Here is an 18,623-nt window from a genome sequence, read left to right on the forward strand (position 1 = left end):
GTGGGGGTGGGGGTGGCGGGGGGGTCGGGGGGGGGGTGTCGCGCGTGCGCCCAAACCACGCAACACCCCCGGCTACTACTCTGCGGGGCCGCCCGCCCCCGCCCCCCCCCCCGCCCCTTCTCCCGCACCCCCGCGCGCGTCCGGCGCCTTTTCTCGGTGGCGCCGCAGGCGACACCTCCCCACCACTCTCTGAGGGGCCGCCAGGCCCCGGCCTTCTGCCGGGGTGCGGCTCTCTTTCTACACCGCATCCGCGCAGTGCTCTCCGATGGCGGCGGTCAGGTCACGGACGTGCTTCACGGCTCGCGCCCGGGAGTCGAAAGGCAGGGTGAGGCTGCGCGGCTCCGGTCCGCCGACCTCGACGTTTAGCCGGTAGCCCGGCTTCTTGCGAACCCGGCGCACGATGACCGACACCACAGTCCCCACGCCGATCAGCACGACAGCTACGAGCCCAACCAGGATGCCGTCTGGCAGGACCGTGGCGGACCAGTTCAGGTCCACCCCGCCGGGCCCCCTCAGCCGAACCACCACCGGGACGCCATCCGGCCCGACGGCCGGGCCCCTGAGCGGCTTCCCGTACTTCTGATTCGCGTCCCCCGCCACCCCATCCCCGGCGACTCCGACGAGGTGCTGGCGCGGGATGCCGTCTGCCTGCTGGACGTCCCCACCCACAAGACCGGCACCGCGTTCACCAAGCCGGTTGACCCTCTGCTGGGCAAGGCGATCGAGGCGTGGCAGGAACTCCGGCCGCAGCAGCCGAAGATGCTGGACCGCAAGACCGGCGAGCAGGTGGACTTCCTGTTCGCGCACCGGGCGAAACGCCTCGCGAAGACCTACATCAACACCGCGGTCATCCCCTCGCTCTGCCGAAAGGCCGGCGTCCCGACCGCCGATGTCCGGGGCAACATCACCAGCCACCGGGCCCGCTCCACGATCGCCAGCCAGCTCTACAACGCCAAGGAGCCGATGCCGCTCTTCGAGCTGCAAGCCTGGCTTGGCCACCGGAGTCCGGAGTCCACCCAGCACTACGCGAAGATCACCCCCGACACCCTCACGAAGGCATACACCGAGGCCGGCTACTTCGCCCGCAACGTCCGCACGGTCGAGGTCCTTCTCGACCGCGATGCCATCACCTCCGGGGCCGCAGCCAACGGTGAACCATGGCAGTACTACGATCTCGGTCACGGGCTGTGTTCCTACTCGTTCTTCGAACAGTACCAGCACCGGATGGCCTGCGCCCGCTGCGACTTCTACACCCCCAAGGAATCGACGAGATCCCAACTCGTTGAAGCCAAGGCCAACTTGCAGCGCATGCTCGTGAGCATTCCGCTCACAGAAGAGGAACGCGCCGCCGTCGACGACGGCCAGAGCGCCCTCGACCGCCTTCGCGAGCGTCTCGCCGAGGTGGCCACCCCAGCCGGCCCGACCCCGAACGAGCTCCGCGCCGAACCCGGCCGACCCCTGCCACTGACCGTCCGATCATCACCTGACCCCACCGACCGAAAGTGCTGCTGACATGCGACCCACCCTCTTCACCGTCGACCTCCCTGGCCCGGGACGACTGAGCACCATGGCCAGACCCCGTGGCAATGACTGGCTCGAAGACGAGATGACCGCGCTGAAGAACTGCGGCGTCGACATCCTGGTCTGCGCGCTCACCGGATCCGAACTCGACGACCTCGGCCTCGCAGACGAACCCCGGACAGCCGTTGCAGCCGGGCTGCAGTTCGTCGCCATTCCCATCCCCGACCGCACCGTCCCCGACCTCACCACGATCCTGCCTACACTGCACGGACTCGCCGAACAGCTACACGAAGGCGCACACGTCGTCACCCACTGCCGGGCCGGCATCGGACGCTCGTCCCTCCTCGCCGCCGCACTCCTCATCCTCAACGGCGTCGATCCCGACACCTCCTGGCACCAGATCGAACGAGCTCGCGGGCTTGCCGTCCCAGACACCGCCGAGCAGCGAGAGTGGACGATGGAACTGCTCAAACAGGCATGATGTTGACAAATCAGATTTCACAGAATCTGTGACTACCTCGCCGACGCGGAGCTGCGCCGCGAGATCAACGACGGGCTCCAGGTCGTGGAGAACTGGAACTCCGCCAACCACGACCTGTTCTACGGCAAGGACGGCGATCTGACCGGCTCCGACAAGGAGTCCCAGGAGGTCTCCATGCTCGCCCTGCACCTGCTCCAGTCGGCGTTGGTGCACGTCAACACCCTGCTGTTTCAGGACATCCTGAGCGAGGAGAAGTGGCAGAAGCGGCTCACCAACGCCGACCGGCGGGCGTCGTCCCCGCTGTTCTGGACACACGTGAACCCTACGGCCGGTTCGAGCTGGACATGAACTCCCACCTCGACCTCGTCGCCGCGGCAGTGCCCGGCCCCCGCACCGCGCCCGAGGCGGAAGACGCCCGATCAGCGGCGGAGGGTGCGGCCGGGGCGACGTCGCCGGGCACGGGCCAGTCGGCGGACCGCGCCCAGGGGTCGTCCGGGTCCTAACTGTTGCTGGCAAGCAGGTTCTTGACGCCTTGCACTAGCCGCAGCAGTGGAGTTCGTCGGCGACGGCAAACATGCCGACCGCGACAAGGCCACCGTCGGGCGGGAACCGCGCACGTCGTCGCCGGCCGGTTCGACTGAGCTAATTGGGATCGGGTTCGTCGTGGATGGTCAATGCTCCGGCGAGGTCGAGGTCGGCGACGGTGCCATGTGCCCCGGCGCGGACGAGCAGCACTGCACCGAGCGCGGTGCTCCAGAACGTCCTGGCTTCCACGTTGAGCGGCCGACGGGCCCTCCAGCCGCGACTGTCGATGAGCTGGCTCACGAAGCGCTCGGATTGCCGGAACAGCAACTGAAGGTGCTGGTCGACCACGGGGGCGAGTTCGGGCTTGGAGATCCCGGCGGCGAGTGCTCGCGTGACTGACGGGAGCGAGGGCATGGCCAGTACGGCGCGGGCGATGTTGCGCCGAAATGTCGCGGCATCGGGGGCTTGGCGACCGATGCGCTCAATCCGTCGGGCGTCGTGCAGCAAGCCGAGAAAGGCGGCGTGCACGAGGAGCGAGTCCTTGGAGCCGAAGTGGTAGGTGACCTGATTGGGGAAGACGCCTGCCGCGTTCGCGATCTCCGCGACGCTCACCTCAGCGCCGGGCCGTTCCATGCAGAGCCGTGCAGTTGCCTCAATCAGCCGGTGCCTCGTCGCGCGACCGCGGTCACGCGATCGAGCCGACGTTGATCGAGTTTCGGTTCGCTTCTTCTCCACACCAAAATTGTATGTGATACAACAAGGGCGTTCGCTTGTATCGCATACAAGAAGGGTTGAGGGGCATGCACCGGACTGAAGTCGTCGTGACCGGACTCGGCGCGATCACACCACTCGGGGCAGACGTGGCGTCCACCTGGGACGCCCTGCTTGCCGGCGAGTCCGGCATCCGCGGCGGCGTCCTGCGTGGCCACGAAGATGCCGGCCTTCCCGACACCGTCGCCGGGACGATGGCGATCGACCCCGCCGAGTTGCTGCTGCCGGTGCAGGCCAGGCGGCTCGACCGCTCGCAGCAGGCGGCCTTGGCCGCGGCGGCCGAAGCCTGGGCCGATGCCGGTGCCCCCGAGGTGGACCCGGACCGGCTCGCATCGGCGATCGGCACGGGCATCGGGGGCGTACAGACGCTGCTGAAGGAAGACGACGTACTGGAGGCGGCCGGGACGCGGCGCGTCTCACCACGCACGGTCCCGATGCTCATGCCCAATGCGGCGGCGGCGCTGATCAGTATCGAATACGGTGCACGGGCAGGCGTCTACACGCCCGTCTCGGCGTGCTCTTCCGGTGCCGAGGCGATCGCCCTGGGGGCCAGGCTCATCCGTGCCGGCGAGGCGGACGTGGTGATCGCGGGCGGGACCGAGGCCGCGATCACACCGATCACCGTTGCCGGCTTCGCCCAGGCACAAGCACTGTCGCGGCATACCCTCGAACCCGCGTCTGCGTCCCGGCCGTTCGCCGCAGACCGCAGCGGATTCGTCCTCAGTGAAGGCGCGGCTGTCGTGGTGCTAGAAAGCGCCGAGCATGCCAGCGCCCGGGGCGCGCGCGTCCACGCGGTGCTCGCTGGCGCTGGCATCGCCGCCGACGCTCACCACATCACGGCGCCCGCTGCCGACGGCTCCGGTCAGATCTCGGCTATGCGGAAGGCCCTCGCGCAAGCCGGTTTGGCTCCCGAGCAGATCAGCCACATCAACGCCCACGCCACCGGGACTCCGGTCGGCGACGTTGCCGAGGCGCACGCGATCGGGGAGGTCTTCGGCCGCGCCACCGTGACAGCCCCCAAGGCGGCGCTCGGTCATCTCTTTGGCGCAGCCGGCGCGATCGAAGCGCTCATCGCCGTCCTCAGTGTGGAGCACGGCGTCATCCCGCCGACCCGTAACCTCACCGTGGCCGGCGTCGGTCCCGACATCGATCTCGATGTCGCCGCAGAGCGACGAGACGTCCCCCAGGAGGCCGTGCTCAGCAATTCCTTCGGCTTCGGTGGGCAGAACGTCTCGCTCATCGTCACCGGTGCACGGCACCATGCGTCCCGTACGGCCTCGACGACACCATAACCCAAGCAAGGGCGTCGAAGTGGGTGGACCAGCACCGGCGAGGCGAACTCGGGTTGATCGATCGAAGCTCGACGCCGCATCATCAGTGGGCCAACCGCTAACGGCTGGCCCACTGTCACCGAGGCTGGCCTCCTGGTGATCTTCCCGGCAAACGAGCAAGGGCCAGAGTCGCACGCGCGGTTACTCTCACAAACGTTCATTTGTGAGAGTTACGCATCATCATGACTGTCACGTTCGGCTACATGGCACTCTGTCGAGGTCTCGCGAGCGGACCGTCCCCACCCGATCAGCGGATCATCGGCCGCCATCTCCTTCAGCGGAGCATCGGTCCGATCAGCCAGCCTCAATGGCAGCGTCTCCCTGCTCCGGCAACCGACCGATGCCTCCCGCTGTCACTCCCTGGTTGCGGTCGCAGTCACACCGAAGGTGAGCGCGCCCGTCAGTAGCGCGAATGCGAGGGTGGCGGCCGCCCACTGTCCGATGGAGTCGACCTGGTCGCCGAGCCCGAGCAGCTGCCAGGCGGTGTCCCGCAGCGCCAGTGAGACCGGCAGTGTCAACGCGCCTGCGGTGGTCGCGGCCCGGGCGGCCCGTCTCGTTTTCGACGCGGGAGGAGGCGCGGCGAACCGCAGGACGCTGTTGCAGATCATCACAAAGGCGAAGGTGCCGCCCGCGAAGACTGCGGTCTCCACGGTGAAGAGCAGTACCCCGGGCCAGCCCTCGCCGGAAGCCAGTCCCGTGGCGACCAGCAGGCCAGCGGCGACGGCGGCTGCGGCGGCGAGCAGGGTGAACCGGAGGCGCACGAAGTCGAGCACCTTGCCCCGGCCGATCAGCGCAGCGAGTGCGCGCCATGTGCGGGAGCGGGGGCCGGCGAGGAGAGTCGCGAGGGGTGCGAGGTCGTCCAGCCAGTCCCCGCCCGTGTCCTCGGCCCCGCGCACCGGCTTCGGTAGCCGTCGGATCGCCCGGCGGTGCAGCAGCAGGCTCCCGGCCGTCACCCCGGTGAGCGGCAGCAGTGACGCGATCAGCCAGGGGGTGCCGCCGTCCCAGGACGCGCGGTCCGCCCGCGCGGCCACCGCCGCCCAGTCGGTGGCGAGCGTGGCGGCGACGAGCAGCGTGCAGACCAGTGCGGCCCGAAGTACCTGCTCGATCCGGTAGCGCGGCAGCGGTCGGTCGCGGCGGCACAGCAGCGCCCTTGCCCCGCCGAGCGCACCGAGCAGGGGGACGAAGAACATGGTGAAGGTCACCACCGCGTCGTACGGATCGCCCTGCCAGGGACTGCCCGCCCGCACCGAGCGAACCTGCGTCGTCAGGTAGGCGAACAGCGTGAAGGCGGCGGCGCCGGCGGCGGACGTCGACAGCGCCGCGGCCGCGGCGGGCCGAGCAGGGTGTCCGACGTCCAGCTGATCGATCGTCAAGTCATGTCGCATGACGGCGATAGTACACATTGCGTACTACGTGGCACGTAGTTCGCGGCACGTAGTATGGTGCTCCGTCAGATCGAAAGGAGCGACATGCAAGCCAACGATGCCCAGACGCTGGTGCTCTGCGCGCTGGCCGACGGACCGCTGCACGGATACGCCATCAACACGGCGATCGAGGAGCTGACCGGGGAGCGGCTGGGCCCCGGCAGTCTGTACGGGGCGCTGGCCAGGCTGGAGTCGAAGCGGCTGATCGAGCCGCTCGACGGGCAGGGCCGCCAGCGTCCCGTGCGGCTGACGTCCCTCGGCCGCGAGGTCCTGGAACGCGAACTGCGCGCCATGGCCCGGGTCGCGAACGCGGGACTGCGGCGCCTGGGGGTGAACCCGGCATGAGCGTCGTCACCCGCAGCCTGGTCAGGCTCTACCCGGACGCCTTCCGCGAGCGCTGGGGCTCGATGGTGGAGGACGAGGCCCGGGGCGCGGGCTGGAAGTCCTGGCCCAACCTGATCGCGGGCATCGTGGACATGTGGCTGCACCCGGCCCACTGGCCCGCCGACTCCCCGGCACAGCGCCAGCGACGGGTGGCCACCATGGGCATCACGGTCGCCCTCGCCGCCTGGTTCCTGAGCCACCTGGCCGCCGAACAGGCCGGCCCCCTGCCCGCCGACGCCGTCCGAGAGCAGGTCACGCACGGCTGCACCACCCTGCTGCTGCTCGGCGTTGCCCTCGTCGCACCCCGGCCCCGGCCCACGCTGCGCGCCGCGATCACCTTGCTGGGCTGGGCGCTCCGTCGCCTCGCCGTACCGACGCTCCTCGGCACCACGGTGGTGGTGCTGGTGCACGGCGGCGTCGACGCGGACGCCTCACCGCCCACCCTGCGCACCGCCGTACTCGCCGCCTGGTGGATCTCCCTCGGCCTCGGCGCGATCCAGATCCCCCGCATCTTCACCGGCGTCGGCGGGGATGCCGTCGTGCCACCCGGCACCGACCGCCTCCGGGCCGGTGTGTGGACCCTCGCCGGCGCCAGCGCCACCGGCGGCGCGACCATCTTCGGACTCTCGCTCACCGGTGCCGGATTCCACCCGCTCGGCGTCGGCATCGGCGTGGGCCTGCTGCTGCTGACGGCGGTGTGCGCGGGCACCCTGCGCGACCTGCGCGACCTGCCGTCGGCCAGGTAAGCCACGCGACACCCGCCTGCTCAGGGCTCGCCCGAACCCGCGGGCCGCTCCCATCCCACTTGGACGGTGCCCATGCCCGACCTGCTCCGCTCCCTCTACACCCGCCGCCTGCGCCGCGAGGTCATGGCGGCCCCACTGCCCCGGCATGTCGGGCTGATCATGGACGGCAACCGCCGCTGGGCCCGGCAGATGGGCATGGCCAACCCGAGCCTCGGCCACAAGGTGGGCGCCGAGCACGTCGAGGAGGTGCTCTCGTGGTGCGAGGCCCTGGGGATCAAGCACATCACCGTCTTCGTCTGCTCGACAGAGAACCTCCAGCGCCGCGGCGACACCGAAGTCGCCTACCTGATGCGGCTGATCGAGCAGGTGGTCGTCGATCGCCTCACCCGCCCGGACGCCCGCTGGCAGGTCCACCTCGCAGGAATGACCGACGCCCTGCCCGACAGCACCGCCCGCGCCCTCAAGGAGGCCGTCGAGGCCACCCGTACCTGCACCACCGGCGCTCACGTCACCCTGGCCGTCGGCTACGGCGGCCGCCAGGAGGTCGTCGACGCCGTGCGCGACCTGATGTACGCGCGAGCCGAAACGGGCGCGTCCCTGACCGAGGCCGCGGACGCCCTGACCGTCGACGACATCGCCCCGCACCTGTACACCGCCGGCCAACCAGACCCCGACCTGGTCATCCGTACCAGCGGCGAACAACGGCTGTCCAACTTCCTGCTCTGGCAAAGCGCCTACTCGGAGCTGTACTTCTGCGAGGCCTACTGGCCCGCGTTCCGCGAGGTCGACTTCCTGCGCGCGGTCCGCAGCTTCGCTGCCAGGCAGCGGCGCTACGGCGGCTGAGCCCCGGTCTCGTAGGGCGGCACCGGCTCGGCCGGCGCCGCCCCTTTCCGTAGCAGCGGGTGGCGATCAGGAGGCAGCGACGAAGTCCTGCGGGTCGAGCTTGGTGAAGTCGACGTCCAGGTGCGGCTCGTACGCCTCCGGGGCCAGGTCGAGCTCGTGGGTGGAGTACTCGCCGAACCGCGTGATCTTCTCGGTCAGGTAGGGCGGGACCTCCGCCAGGTCCTCCGGGTCGACGTTCCAGCCCTCGGCCTGCAGCTCACGTACTGCCTGGGCGATGTCCAGGGTGTTGTGGAAGATCAGGCTGAAGTTCCCCCCTGATCCTGGACAGCGGGTTCTTACGCTGCGGGGGTGAAGTCGTGCTGCAGCTTCGCTCGGGTTTCGAGTGGGGTGAGGTACCCGAACTCTTCCGGAGCCTGGTGCGGTTGTACTCGACCTCGATGAAGCGGAAGACGTCGGCACGGGCCGCTTCGCGGCTCTCCCAGACGGTGGTGCCGATCTCCGCCTTCAGCAAGCCGAAGAAGCTCTCAGCTGCGGCGTTATCGTAACATATGCCGGTTCGTCCCATGCTCTGCCTCAGGTTCAACTTCCTGGCCTCCCCGCGGAATTCGCCCGTGTACTCGCTACCGCGGTCGGTGTGCCTGGGTGCGCGGTCTGAGTCCCGCCTTGGTACTTGCGTCGAAGGCGGCGGGGACGCCGAGCTGCTGCAGACGTTTGTCGTGGTAGGCAGCCGCCGCCTGCGGGTCGTTCTTGATGGCCTTGTCGGGATCCGGCCAGCTGACCGTCCCATCGGAGCTGACGGTGAGACCAGCCGTCGTGGCTTCCGTCACCAGCTTGCTCAGTTTGTCCTTCGCGGCCTGGATATCGGTCGCCGCCTCCCGCAGCACGGACGCGAGCGCGCCCGCCTCGACCGCCGCCGCGTTGACCTGGTCGTTTCCGCGCTGGAGCGCCGGCTTCGCCGCGTCCGCGTCCTTCCCGGTCCACCCGGAACCGTTGACCTTGCCGACGAAACCGCTCTTCCACTCGCCGTCCATCGCCCTGAGCTTCCCGGCGATCTCGTCCCAGGCGCCCGCGGCCGTCCCCAGGGAGTCGACCTTCGCGTTCGCCAGATCATAGAAGTCCACCACGGCGTATCAGCCCCCGTTCTGCTCGAAAGACCTGACGGCCTCGGCCTCGGCATCGCGGTAGCCCTTGGCCGTCGCCCGGAGCTTCTGCGCACGCCCACCGACAGCGCCTGGACCTGCTTGTCCCAGGTCCCCGAGGCGTCCTTGCACGCCGCCCCGATCCCGAACCCGGGAAGCCCACCCGCAACCGCCGCCATCTTGTCGTCCGCGCCCTTGCACTCGCCACCGAGACGGCCGTTGATCTGCTCGGCACTTGTGGCGGCGGCGTCCAGCGCGGTCACTTCAGCCTCGATCTTCCCGCCGGAGGCAGCACCGCCTGCCGAGTTGATCTGTGTACGGGCAAGCTTTTGACGCTTGGCCTCGGCAGTCAAGTTGCCGTTCGCGTCATATGCCCACGGATTCACATGCGGTCGAACTCGGTCGCCCGATCAGACATGGCCCACTCCACCCCCTACGACTGGTTCGACACCAGCCCTCCCCTGACCAGTAGGGGATCGATCGTACCCAGCAGATCGCCAGCCACACGCATTGGCGAAAACTCCGAAACCACCACCGGCCGGCGACACGGCTGCCACCACGAGGCTCCGGCCCCCCAATGGCGGCGAGCTGGACAGCGAAGCCGCGAAGGAGGCCTCGGCGGCTTCGGCTGGCAGACCTCGGGAGCCTCGCCGTACCTCCGAGCGGCGCCGGTCGACCGTCCCCAGACCGCCTCGTCCAGCGTCCCGACGTGCAGGCACCGCCGAGCAGACTCCGACGGTGTCCCTCCTCTCAGGCGTGTGCGCCAGCCTCGCCGGCCCCCAGCAGCCAGTCGACCGGGATCCGCAGCAACGCCTCCAGCTCGGCCGAGGTCGGTTCCTCACACAGCGGCAGAGGCTCCCGCGATTCGGGCCGGTCACCAGTCACCACCGGCTGCGCGGAACGACGGCGCTGCGGTCACCGAGTGGGGAGATAAGGAATCCCCCGTTCGGACGCTGTCCCGGCTATCGTGTCGGGCATGACGTACCGCGTGCAGTACACCGTCGAGGCGAAGACGACGATCGACGCTCTGCCCGCTGAACGTCGCGCTCTCCTGGAACGGGCGCTGGGCGTGCTCGCCCGCGACCCGTACCACAAGACCGCGACGGCACCGATCGGCCCTGATGAGCACCTACGGAAGGCCTACGCCGCGCCCGGTGTCGTGGTGGAGTTCATGGTCGCCGACCACGTACTGGTCGTCGTCGTGCTCCAGGTCTTCGACGAACTCCACTACCTGATCGACGAGACCGACGCCCGCTGAGCTCGCCCACCACGGTGAGATCACCTGGGACGCGATACCCGCGGACGAGACGTGGCCACTGCTGCCCGTGATGCAGGTGTATGCGCATGACGTGCCCTGGTACGACGGTTTTCCGGAGGGCACGGACATCCTCCAGATCCTGTGGTGTCCGTTCCAGCACGTCTACGACGGTTCGGCGGTGACCTACAACGGAATCGCCGGCCCGTGGGTCCAGATCCGTTACCGCCACAGCGGTGACCTGGGAGACCGCTTCCTGACGCCACCGGAGCCGGTGGCCATCGGTGAACCCGGCTATCTGCCCACCCCATGCCTGCTGCGGCCGGAGCCGGTGACCGAGTACCCGCACCCAGGTGCCCTGGGCGAGGAGTTCGAGGCCCGGGTCGAGGAATGGGAGATGGCGACCTTTGGTGACCCGGACGACCCCGAGGAGTACGACCCCCGCTACTCCTGGGACCTCTCGACGGCCCCGGGCTGGAAGCTCGGTGGCCATGAACTCTGGAATTACCAGGGCTACTACGGCCCGGTGCGGTGCGGCACGTGCGGCAGCGGGATGCGCTTCGTGGCCTCGATCGCCAGCGACGAGTGGGACGGAGGCACGGAGAGCTGGGTGCCTGTCGGCTTCCTTGAAGGTAGTCCAAGCGATTGGCGTCGGTGCCAGGGGCCGACCGACGTCGTACTCGGGAGACGAGAAACCATGCGCGTCTTCATCTGCCCCCTCTCCACGGACCACCCGGTCATCAGCGACCTGATGTAGCCACCCGGCCTTGTCACTGCTCGTTCACGCCGCGGCCGCCCCGGGGCGCTCGACGAGCTGGCCGCGTTCGGAGCGGGCTCCGGCGCGGACGAGCGGGACGAGGTGGGCGCCGTTGACGGCGCGCCAGCGGGCCTGGGCGGACTCGACGAGCTTGAAGACCACGGCGAGCGCGGCGGCGCGGGAGCCGGCGCCTCTGGCGACCTTGGTACGGAGGCGAACGGTGGAGAAGGTCGACTCGATGGGGTTGGTGGTCCGCAGGTGGATCCAGTGCTCCGCCGGGTAGCCGTAGAACTCCAGCAGCACTTCCTGATCGTCGGTGATCTTCTTGACGGCCTTGGGGAACTTCGCGCCGTAGAGCTTGGCGAAGGTCTTGATCGCCTGCTCGGCGTGCTCGCGGTCCTCGGCGTTGTAGATGTCCTGCAGGGCCTTCTTCACCGCCGGCTGGGCCGACTTCGGCATGGCGTCCAGCACGTTGGCGGTCTTGTGAACCCAGCACTGGCTTCGTTCACGTGAAGTAGCAGCGATTGGTCAGTGGTTTGGGCAGCAGTTGGCGATCTCGGGTGCTGCGGATGTTCACCAGAAATGACGTCACCCGACGACCCGCAGCCTCGCCGGATTCCTTCGCCAGGACCTCAACACGGTGACCGCCGGCCTCGCCCTCGCCTGGAGCTTGGGCATCGGAGGGCCACATCAACAGGTTCAAAACGATCAAGAGGGCGATGTGCGGCCAGGCTCCCTTCCGCCTCCCGCGAATCCGTATCCTCACCAAGCACAACTGAAACGGGCCGCCGCTATGGGACACCGGGGGCATGTGTGAACTGGTCGATGGGACCGCGACTGCGATCGTGGCGCGCAAGAAGGCAAGGCCGGGACCTCGACATCGTGCAGGCTCTGCGGGTGCCGGTGCCGCGCCCGACGCAGGAGCGCGCCCGCAAGCTCATCCAGCAGGGGAGCTGGGAGGCGGCGATCAACAAAGTCTGTGCAGCGACCGGCTACGACCGCCGGGACGCCAGGTGCGTCGCGCTCGCGCTCGCGCACGCGTGGAAGCTTCCGACCAGCCGATCCCCGCGGCCTCATCGTTCCCCGGCAGCATGACCTGCCGTCAGCCGTCATCTTGATCATTCACGTGGATCCGGGCAGAGCCATTTTTGCGGGGACCGGAGTTCTTGGTCAGTTGGCCATCCCGCTGCGGCTTGCCGATGCTGTCAGGGCCCAGGGGGCTTGGCTAAGCTCGCGGTCATGTGGAGACAGTCAGTGCTGGAAGTCTTTCCTGATGCAGGGCTTCGGGAGCCGGTCGAGGCCTCCGAGATTGTCGAGGCCGAGAGGCGGCTGGGTCGAGCTCTGCCGACGGACCTTAAGCAGCTGCTGCTGGAGAGCAACGGGGTGCTCGGCCACACTCACGTGGACACTGTCTGGACCATCGACCAGATCGTCGAGCAGAACCTCTGCTTCTGGTCCGACGAGACCTTCGCCCAGCTTTATATGCCTTTCGATGCCCTCATGTTCTTCGGCGACAACGGGGGCGGTGATCAGTTCGCCTTCGTGCAGAAGCCGCAGCGCCCGGACGTGTTCGTCTGGGAGCACGAGAGCGACAGCCGCAGGTGGGTGGCCAACAACCTGCGCGACTACCTTGGCCGTTCGCTGCGCGTCGGCGGAGACGACTGGTATCAGCAATAGCCGAAACGATCCGCCAGGCAGGCTGTTGCCCTGGCCTTGCACGGACTTTCGGCCAGAGCCATTTTTGCGGATCCTCATCAACGGTGACGGTCCTCCGCCCTCCGGGCGGAGGACCGTCGAGTAGGAGCCTGCAGCGGTCAGCCGGCCTTCGTCGGTTCCTCTGCCCGGGCCCGGGTCGAGGCGAGCCGGTAGGAGTCGGTGCCGGTCTCGATGATGGTGCCGTTGAAGGTGAGGCGGTCGACGATGGCCGCGCAGAGGCGGGGGTCGGTGAAGGTCTTGGTCCAGCCAATGACTCGTTGGAGGCGATGGCGACGCTGTTCTTCTCCTCGCGTTCGGTGAGGACCTGGAAGAGCAGTTCGGCTCCGTGGCGGTCGAGTTCCATGTATCCGAGTTCGTCGATGCAGAACAGGTCGACGCGGCCGTAGCGGGCGATGGTCTTGTTCAGCTGCTTTTCGTCGGCGGCCTCGACCAGCTCGTTCACGAGCTTGGTGGCGAGGGTGTAGCGGACGCGGTAGCCCTTCATGGCTGCTTCGGTGCCCAGGGCGATGAGCATGTGGGACTTGCCGGTGCCGGAGTCGCCGATCAGGCAGAGCGGTTGGCTCTTCTTGATCCGCAGCGACTTGTCCCGGGGGAACCCTGCGGCCTTGATCCGCCGCTCGGAGCGGCGGCGTGCCCGGTCGTCGCACTCGGCCATCAGTAGTTCGGCGAGGAAGCCGCGGTAGGTCATCTGCTCCTTCGCCGCCCGGTCGGCGATGTCGGCGAACTCGTTGCGGATCGACGGCAGCCGCAGCAGTCGGCAGGCGGTGTCGATGGCCGTGGTGGCGGCCTGCTCGGTCAGGTTCCGCTGGCGGGGCAGGGTCATGGCGCTTCTCCCTCTCGCAGGTCACCGCCGCCGGCGCGGCGGTGTCGGAGCAACTGGTCGTAGTGGGTCACCGAGGGCAGTGGCCTGGTGTCCGGGGGAAGGTGGTTGAGCTTCCACTCGTGCAGGAACGTCACGGTCGCCTCTCCCGGCCCGGCGGCCGCCCGCCGTGCGGGGACGTCGGTGGTCGGCTCGTCCTCGGTCTGCGCGGCCTTGCGGGCCTCCAGGGCGACCGCGTCCGCGGTCAGGGCCCCCGGCCCGCAAGGCCGCGGCGAGACCGGCGACGATGTGCTCGTGCGGGATGTGACGGCCCAGCAGCAGCACCTCGATCAGCGCCCGGGTGCCCTCGGCGTCGCCGTGCGCCCTGACCGCCGCGGCCCACCAGGCGTCGTGGACCGGGGTGAACTTCCCGGCGGAGCGGGCCTGGTCGAGCGCGGTCGCGCCGGGGAAGGCGCCCGGCTTGCGGACCAGGGCCTCCAGGTAGTGGTCCAGCTCCAGCCGGCAGCCGCCCTTGGCGATCAGCCGCTCGTGCCGGGCCACCTCCACGTTCTTGTCGTAGACCACCAGGTGGGAGGCGTGCAGCAGCACCCGAACGCGCTTGCCGATCAGCCGGACCGGCACCGAGTAGCGGTTGGTGCGGACCGTGATCTGGCTGTAGCGGTCGACCCGCGGCGTGAACACTCGCCCGGTCTCGAACGGGTCCTCCGGCAGCGGCAGCAGCCGCGGACGCTCGTCCTCGAAGTACTCGTCGATCGTCCGTGCCCTGGACCCGATCCGGCGCCGTCCGTCGTGCCGGCCCCACTGCTCGACCAGCTCGTTCAGCTCCGCCAGCGACTCGACCTCCGGCACCGGCGCGAAGTGGTTGCGGCGGAAGTAGCCGATCTGGCCCTCGACGCCGCCCTTCTCGTGGGCGCCCTCGATGCCAGGCCGGCAGTAAAAGCTCTCGATCCCGAAGTGGGACTTGAAGGCGATCCACCGGTCGGCCTCCACCCGCGCCCGGCTCAGCCCCAGCACCCGGGCGACGGCGGCCTTCAGATTGTCGTAGCGGACCTTGCTTCGCGGAACTCCTCTAATATGCGGGTCTCGAAGTCAAGATGGCCCGGTCCGTTGAATCCTTGATGCGGGGCCATCGGCACCCCTGTTTGAATGAGCCCGTGAACGTCTTCGAGGAGTGTCTGATCGACTGGGAGTTCGCCGAGCAGTGGCGCCCTGTTGTCGAGCGGCTGGCCGAACGTGCTCACGACTGGCCGATGACCACTCTGGCTCCAGACGACTTCTGGGTCTGGGACCCGATTGAGTGCCCAGAGAGCCATGAGACCGGCGGCCTTCTGATCTGGACCGACCTTGTCTGCAGGCCGGGTGAGTCAATCGGGGTGACGGTGGGCGCTCAGGTCGATCGGGCAGGTCTCCGCTGCGGATCACTGAGCTCCCACTGCCCAGGCTCGGCCGGTGAGCTCGCCGATTTCACCCTGGTCATGCCAACAGTCGAGGGCCGATCGCTCAGCGACGTGGCTGATGCGTTGCTCGGCTGGTTCATCCATGAATCACAGAGATGGGACCAGTTTCAACAGCGCCGAGCAGCAAGGCTGATTAGCCGGCCTGCCCGTCCAGCCGTGAGATGAGCCCGTCGAAGATCTGCTCGCGGGCGACCTGACCCTTGGCCGCCGCGTCGTCCCGCTGCCTTTCGAGGGTGGGCCGGAACTCGATGGTGGTGACGAAGAACGTGCAGGACTCGCAGATCGACTCGAAGTGGCAGTCCATCTCGACGGGACGCGCGCAGTAGCCGTTCCCGAGCATCCGTCGGTGCATCTCGCGGCGGAGCTTGGCCATCTCCGTTCCCTCCGCGTCGGCCGGCAGTCGCCGTGGGGCGTCGTAGAGCGCCTCGACCTTCTCCGAGACGGCGAAATACTCGTCCGCGACCGTCCGGTCGGCGATCCGCGCGTAAACACGTGTCATGGACAACGACCGGTGGCCGAGCAGAGCGGCGATCGCTTCCAGGGACATGCCACGGTTGATCGCCTGCGTGGCCAGAGAGTGCCTTGTGTTCGCAGAGGCCGTGTGCAGGGATGTCGGTGTCGCGATTTGTCCGGGCGGGTTCGGTGCCACGTTCGCGACTCAGACGCTGGGACCGTGTAGTGATTCGACAGGGCGTAAGTGACGGACATCACGTTTTTGAGGTGTGTCGGAGAGCCGCCTGGACGACGTGTGACACGCCGAAACCGAGGCGGCTCGTCCAACATCAGCTGGTCTGCTTCCAGGCAGTGAGCTGGAAGAGCCGAGCAGTGTGCATGTAGGGCGAACGGGCGGTCGTGGCGAGTTCGAGGCGTTCGAGGTCGGCGTAGAAGCCCGGTTCGTGCTTGCGTGCGTCGTCAGTGATGTAGTCGCAGAAGCTGCGGATGCCGTAGTGACTGACGTCCCGGCAGCCGAGCCTCTGCAGGATGGGGATGATCTCTTCAGCCGCATGGAGTCTCAGCGCCGAGTTGAACATCTGGGTCCACACCTGATCGGTGTCGAGCGCGGCGAGTGCGGCCGCAGGGTCCATCTCCCGGACGGCGATGTTCAAGGGCGCCGAATGCCGGTTCATCGCCATGACGGAAACCAGGCCCCCGGGCTTCAGTGGGGCGAGTGCCGCGGCGAGGGCGCCGGGGATATCGTCCATGTATTGCAGGAGGTTGTGACAGAGCACGACGTCGAACTCGCCGTCGACGAGGTCGCGAGGCAGATCGGTCACGTCGGCCTCGACGCAGGTGATCAGCTCTGTGAGGCCGCCTGCCGCTGCCCGGTCAGTGGCCGCGGCGAGCATGGCGGGTGCGTAGTCAGCGATGGTGACATGGTGTCCTCGGGCTGCGAGGCGAATGGCGTCGCCGCCGTCGCCGCCGGCAAGGTCGAGCACCCGTAGCGGTTCGTCTCCCAAACCGTGGACGTGACGGAGCAAGTTTGCCTCGGCGATCGAATAACGGAGTCGGCCCCAAGGGGCGTCCTGCCATTCCTGCCAGGTGGTCATCGCGGTGTTGAACTTCTCGGAAGCTTCAGGCATCTGGCGACGATATCCGCCCGGCCACGATTGCGCCGGATGTGGGTGGATCAACAGCATGGTCAACTGCAGGTCCCGATCACGGTAGTTCGCGGTGCGGGAAGGTGGCTGACTCGGCTCGCTCCTGCTGCGGTTTCGCGGAGCCGGACGATCTCCTCGTGCTGTGCGGCGAGCCGGGCCAGGGCCTGGGTGCGGAAGTCCGTGAGCTGGGTGATCGTCCACTCCGATTGGGCCAGCCGTTCCGTGAGCTTGGCGTTCTGCGCTTTAAGACGGGTGATCTTGGCTTCGCGGGGGTCGGGGATATCCCCGGCCTGCTGCAGGGTGTGAAGGCGTCGCTCGAACTCGACGCGGAGGTGAGCGTAGGGGCGGGTGCCGTAGAAAGCGGTGCGGTCGACCGCGGCCTCGATGGCGAGGGTCTTGATGTCGCACTTTCCGCCAGGCGGGATGTCGCCGCGAAGGAGCCGGTCCATGGCGGCCCGGATGCGACGCCCTCAACGCCGTCTGAGTCGCCGGCCCCGGCTCCGCCTGCCTCAAGTACTGTGGCTTCGCATGATCGAATCCGAGATTGAGATCAGCGAAGATCTGGTCCGTGACCTGCTGCGCGAACAGCATCCGGACCTGGCCGAGCTACCCATCCGCGAGGTGGCGGGCGGCTGGGGCAACCAGATGTGGCGCCTCGGGGACGAGTTGGCCGTCCGGATACAGCGGATGAATAACTGCCCCGATCTGCAGCTCAAGGAGCGGCGCTGGCTGCCGGTGCTGGCCTCGCGGCTTCCGCTTCCGATCCCGACTCCGGTGCGGAGCGGTGCACCGTCCGAGCGCTTCCCCAAGATCTGGACCGTCATGACATGGGTTGAAGGCACACCGCTGGACCACGGCTCGATCACCCGCGGGGACCACGCGGCCGACATGCTGGCCGCCTTCCTCAAGGCGCTGCATGTGGAGGCGCCCGCCGACGCGCCGGACGCCCCGGACCGCGGCGGCCATCCCAAGGAGTGCACGGACGGCTTCGAGCACTTCCTGCAGGCCGTGGACCTCGGGCGCTTCGCCGAGGACGACATCCGGGCCGTGTGGGACGACGCGGTTGCGGCCCCCGAGTGGGAGGGCCCGCGGATGTGGGTGCACGGTGACCTGCATCCCGCGAACGTCGTCGTCGCGGACGGCACACTGGCGGGCGTCGTCGACTTCGGCGACATCTTCGCCGGCGACCCGGCGTGGGACCTTGCGGCCGCCTGGGTGCTGCTCCCCGCGGGCGGCGCCTCACGGTTCTTCCACAGCTACGCACAGGCGGATGAGGCGACGATCCGACGGGCGCGCGGGCTGGCCGCGATGAAGAGCCTGTTCTTGATGCTGATGGGCCAGAACGGAGACCGTGGCCTGCCCGGCGGCAAGCCGAACTGGGGGCCCGCAGGCCGGTCGGCACTTGATCGTGTCCTGAAGGGCTTGCCCGACCGGTGAGCGACGCGGGCACCCGGCCTTCAACAGCTACTGGATTTGCCGCTGATCACGGTGGTCGTCAAACCAGCCCTCACACCGCTGGCCGGTCCCCTCGTGGACATCGTGGTGGTTGTGGGAGAGTGAGTTGGGTGTGGCTCTTCTGCAGGGATGAGCTGATGCGACTCGGCGTTTTCATCTAGCGTGTGCTTCGCGCAAGTTCAGTGATCAGCCCGGAGGCACCGTGCCCTTGCAGATGAAGTTGAGCGCGATAACGCTCGACTGCCCTGATCCGCTGGCCCTGGCGGCGTTCTATCAGCAGGCCACCGGGCTCGAACCGCACCCGGAGTCAGACGCCGACTTCGCCGGACTCACCCGCGAGGATGGTCTCTTCATTGGCTTCCAGCGGGTCGATGACTACCGGGCTCCGAGCTGGCCCGAC

Annotated in this window: 24 protein-coding genes and 2 pseudogenes; 13 read left to right on the forward strand and 13 right to left on the reverse strand. The window is 68.3% G+C overall.

Going from position 1 to position 18,623, the window contains the following annotated elements; genetic code table 11:
- Nucleotides 1-237: 237 nt before the first annotated feature.
- Nucleotides 238-498, reverse strand: coding sequence for a DUF6476 family protein (locus ACZ3UD_RS36430; RefSeq protein ID WP_465598007.1), 261 nt, complete (start codon nt 496-498; stop codon nt 238-240).
- Nucleotides 499-624: 126 nt separating this feature from the next.
- Here ACZ3UD_RS36430 and ACZ3UD_RS36435 point away from each other — a divergent pair, with 126 nt between their 5' ends.
- From ACZ3UD_RS36435 to ACZ3UD_RS36445, 3 genes are all read left to right on the forward strand, one after another.
- Nucleotides 625-1,512, forward strand: coding sequence for a tyrosine-type recombinase/integrase (locus ACZ3UD_RS36435; RefSeq protein WP_465598010.1), 888 nt, complete (start codon nt 625-627; stop codon nt 1,510-1,512).
- A gap of 1 nt (nt 1,513) precedes the next feature.
- On the forward strand, nt 1,514-2,002 hold the full coding sequence (locus tag ACZ3UD_RS36440) for a protein-tyrosine phosphatase family protein (protein WP_465598013.1): 489 nt from the start codon (nt 1,514-1,516) through the stop codon (nt 2,000-2,002).
- A gap of 84 nt (nt 2,003-2,086) precedes the next feature.
- Nucleotides 2,087-2,350 carry a Tn3 family transposase gene (locus tag ACZ3UD_RS36445; protein ID WP_465598016.1) on the forward strand — a complete coding sequence of 88 codons (264 nt, stop codon included), beginning with the start codon at nt 2,087-2,089 and terminating at the stop codon, nt 2,348-2,350.
- Between the two features lie 294 nt (nt 2,351-2,644).
- Here ACZ3UD_RS36445 and ACZ3UD_RS36450 read toward each other — a convergent pair whose 3' ends face one another.
- Nucleotides 2,645-3,262, reverse strand: a complete 618-nt coding sequence (locus tag ACZ3UD_RS36450) for a TetR/AcrR family transcriptional regulator C-terminal domain-containing protein (protein ID WP_465598019.1) — start codon at nt 3,260-3,262, stop codon at nt 2,645-2,647.
- A gap of 65 nt (nt 3,263-3,327) precedes the next feature.
- Here ACZ3UD_RS36450 and ACZ3UD_RS36455 point away from each other — a divergent pair, with 65 nt between their 5' ends.
- On the forward strand, nt 3,328-4,590 hold the full coding sequence (locus ACZ3UD_RS36455; RefSeq protein WP_465598022.1) for a beta-ketoacyl-[acyl-carrier-protein] synthase family protein: 1,263 nt from the start codon (nt 3,328-3,330) through the stop codon (nt 4,588-4,590).
- 392 nt (nt 4,591-4,982) lie between these two features.
- On the opposite strand, the gene ACZ3UD_RS36460 is transcribed toward ACZ3UD_RS36455, so the two are convergent.
- Nucleotides 4,983-6,014 (reverse strand): hypothetical protein, encoded by a 1,032-nt coding sequence (locus ACZ3UD_RS36460; RefSeq protein ID WP_465598025.1) that lies wholly within the window; start codon nt 6,012-6,014, stop codon nt 4,983-4,985.
- A gap of 84 nt (nt 6,015-6,098) precedes the next feature.
- Here ACZ3UD_RS36460 and ACZ3UD_RS36465 point away from each other — a divergent pair, with 84 nt between their 5' ends.
- From ACZ3UD_RS36465 to uppS, 3 genes are all read left to right on the forward strand, one after another.
- Nucleotides 6,099-6,398: a PadR family transcriptional regulator gene (locus tag ACZ3UD_RS36465; RefSeq protein ID WP_402476142.1), complete on the forward strand. Its 300-nt coding sequence runs from the start codon at nt 6,099-6,101 to the stop codon at nt 6,396-6,398.
- Entirely contained in the window at nt 6,395-7,183 is a 789-nt protein-coding gene (locus ACZ3UD_RS36470) for a hypothetical protein (RefSeq protein WP_465598029.1), read from the forward strand. The genes ACZ3UD_RS36465 and ACZ3UD_RS36470 overlap by 4 nt, the downstream gene beginning before the upstream one ends.
- A gap of 66 nt (nt 7,184-7,249) precedes the next feature.
- The gene (gene uppS / locus ACZ3UD_RS36475) at nt 7,250-8,026 is read left to right on the forward strand and encodes a polyprenyl diphosphate synthase (protein WP_465598032.1); all 777 of its coding nucleotides are present in this window, start codon (nt 7,250-7,252) and stop codon (nt 8,024-8,026) included.
- A 66-nt stretch (nt 8,027-8,092) separates the two neighbouring features.
- On the opposite strand, the gene ACZ3UD_RS36480 is transcribed toward uppS, so the two are convergent.
- From ACZ3UD_RS36480 to ACZ3UD_RS36490, 3 genes are read right to left on the reverse strand one after another with little or no spacing between them, the layout of a single operon-like run.
- Nucleotides 8,093-8,326 carry a Tn3 family transposase gene (locus tag ACZ3UD_RS36480; RefSeq protein WP_465598067.1) on the reverse strand — a complete coding sequence of 78 codons (234 nt, stop codon included), beginning with the start codon at nt 8,324-8,326 and terminating at the stop codon, nt 8,093-8,095.
- Entirely contained in the window at nt 8,283-8,591 is a 309-nt protein-coding gene (locus ACZ3UD_RS36485; RefSeq protein WP_465598070.1) for an IS3 family transposase, read from the reverse strand. Before ACZ3UD_RS36485 ends, ACZ3UD_RS36480 begins: the two co-directional genes overlap by 44 nt.
- Before the next feature lie 55 nt (nt 8,592-8,646).
- Entirely contained in the window at nt 8,647-9,150 is a 504-nt protein-coding gene (locus ACZ3UD_RS36490; RefSeq protein WP_465598035.1) for a hypothetical protein, read from the reverse strand.
- A 991-nt stretch (nt 9,151-10,141) separates the two neighbouring features.
- Here ACZ3UD_RS36490 and ACZ3UD_RS36495 point away from each other — a divergent pair.
- On the forward strand, nt 10,142-10,423 hold the full coding sequence (locus ACZ3UD_RS36495; protein ID WP_465598038.1) for a hypothetical protein: 282 nt from the start codon (nt 10,142-10,144) through the stop codon (nt 10,421-10,423).
- A gap of 67 nt (nt 10,424-10,490) precedes the next feature.
- Nucleotides 10,491-11,177 carry a hypothetical protein gene (locus tag ACZ3UD_RS36500; protein WP_465598041.1) on the forward strand — a complete coding sequence of 229 codons (687 nt, stop codon included), beginning with the start codon at nt 10,491-10,493 and terminating at the stop codon, nt 11,175-11,177.
- Between the two features lie 24 nt (nt 11,178-11,201).
- Here ACZ3UD_RS36500 and ACZ3UD_RS36505 read toward each other — a convergent pair.
- Nucleotides 11,202-11,675: pseudogene (locus ACZ3UD_RS36505) on the reverse strand (transposase); the annotation flags it as partial.
- A gap of 7 nt (nt 11,676-11,682) precedes the next feature.
- Nucleotides 11,683-11,889 carry a hypothetical protein gene (locus ACZ3UD_RS36510; RefSeq protein WP_465598044.1) on the reverse strand — a complete coding sequence of 69 codons (207 nt, stop codon included), beginning with the start codon at nt 11,887-11,889 and terminating at the stop codon, nt 11,683-11,685.
- 542 nt (nt 11,890-12,431) lie between these two features.
- Here ACZ3UD_RS36510 and ACZ3UD_RS36515 point away from each other — a divergent pair.
- Nucleotides 12,432-12,854, forward strand: coding sequence for an SMI1/KNR4 family protein (locus tag ACZ3UD_RS36515; protein ID WP_465598046.1), 423 nt, complete (start codon nt 12,432-12,434; stop codon nt 12,852-12,854).
- Between the two features lie 137 nt (nt 12,855-12,991).
- On the opposite strand, the pseudogene ACZ3UD_RS36520 reads toward ACZ3UD_RS36515, so the two are convergent.
- Both ACZ3UD_RS36520 and ACZ3UD_RS36525 read right to left on the reverse strand, forming a co-directional pair.
- A pseudogene (locus tag ACZ3UD_RS36520) lies at nt 12,992-13,716 on the reverse strand (ATP-binding protein).
- Between the two features lie 21 nt (nt 13,717-13,737).
- Nucleotides 13,738-14,727 (reverse strand): Mu transposase domain-containing protein, encoded by a 990-nt coding sequence (locus ACZ3UD_RS36525; RefSeq protein WP_465598049.1) that lies wholly within the window; start codon nt 14,725-14,727, stop codon nt 13,738-13,740.
- 140 nt (nt 14,728-14,867) lie between these two features.
- Between ACZ3UD_RS36525 and ACZ3UD_RS36530 the strand changes: the two genes are divergently transcribed.
- Entirely contained in the window at nt 14,868-15,335 is a 468-nt protein-coding gene (locus ACZ3UD_RS36530) for a hypothetical protein (RefSeq protein WP_465598052.1), read from the forward strand.
- Here the strand turns inward: ACZ3UD_RS36530 and ACZ3UD_RS36535 are convergent.
- The 3 genes from ACZ3UD_RS36535 to ACZ3UD_RS36545 all read right to left on the reverse strand — a co-directional run bounded on the left by ACZ3UD_RS36535 (nt 15,304) and on the right by ACZ3UD_RS36545 (nt 17,217).
- Nucleotides 15,304-15,819, reverse strand: coding sequence for a tyrosine-type recombinase/integrase (locus tag ACZ3UD_RS36535; RefSeq protein ID WP_465598055.1), 516 nt, complete (start codon nt 15,817-15,819; stop codon nt 15,304-15,306). The genes ACZ3UD_RS36530 and ACZ3UD_RS36535 overlap by 32 nt on opposite strands.
- A 133-nt stretch (nt 15,820-15,952) precedes the next feature.
- Nucleotides 15,953-16,807, reverse strand: coding sequence for a class I SAM-dependent methyltransferase (locus ACZ3UD_RS36540; protein WP_465598073.1), 855 nt, complete (start codon nt 16,805-16,807; stop codon nt 15,953-15,955).
- Nucleotides 16,808-16,809: 2 nt separating this feature from the next.
- Nucleotides 16,810-17,217: a hypothetical protein gene (locus ACZ3UD_RS36545; protein WP_465598058.1), complete on the reverse strand. Its 408-nt coding sequence runs from the start codon at nt 17,215-17,217 to the stop codon at nt 16,810-16,812.
- A 79-nt stretch (nt 17,218-17,296) separates the two neighbouring features.
- Between ACZ3UD_RS36545 and ACZ3UD_RS36550 the strand changes: the two genes are divergently transcribed.
- Both ACZ3UD_RS36550 and ACZ3UD_RS36555 read left to right on the forward strand, forming a co-directional pair.
- Nucleotides 17,297-18,205, forward strand: a complete 909-nt coding sequence (locus ACZ3UD_RS36550) for an aminoglycoside phosphotransferase family protein (protein WP_465598061.1) — start codon at nt 17,297-17,299, stop codon at nt 18,203-18,205.
- Nucleotides 18,206-18,425: 220 nt separating this feature from the next.
- Nucleotides 18,426-18,623: VOC family protein (locus ACZ3UD_RS36555; RefSeq protein ID WP_465598064.1), on the forward strand; the 198-nt coding region annotated here is incomplete at its 3' end.

It is taken from the genome of Kitasatospora sp. NPDC023118, from assembly GCF_055560875.1.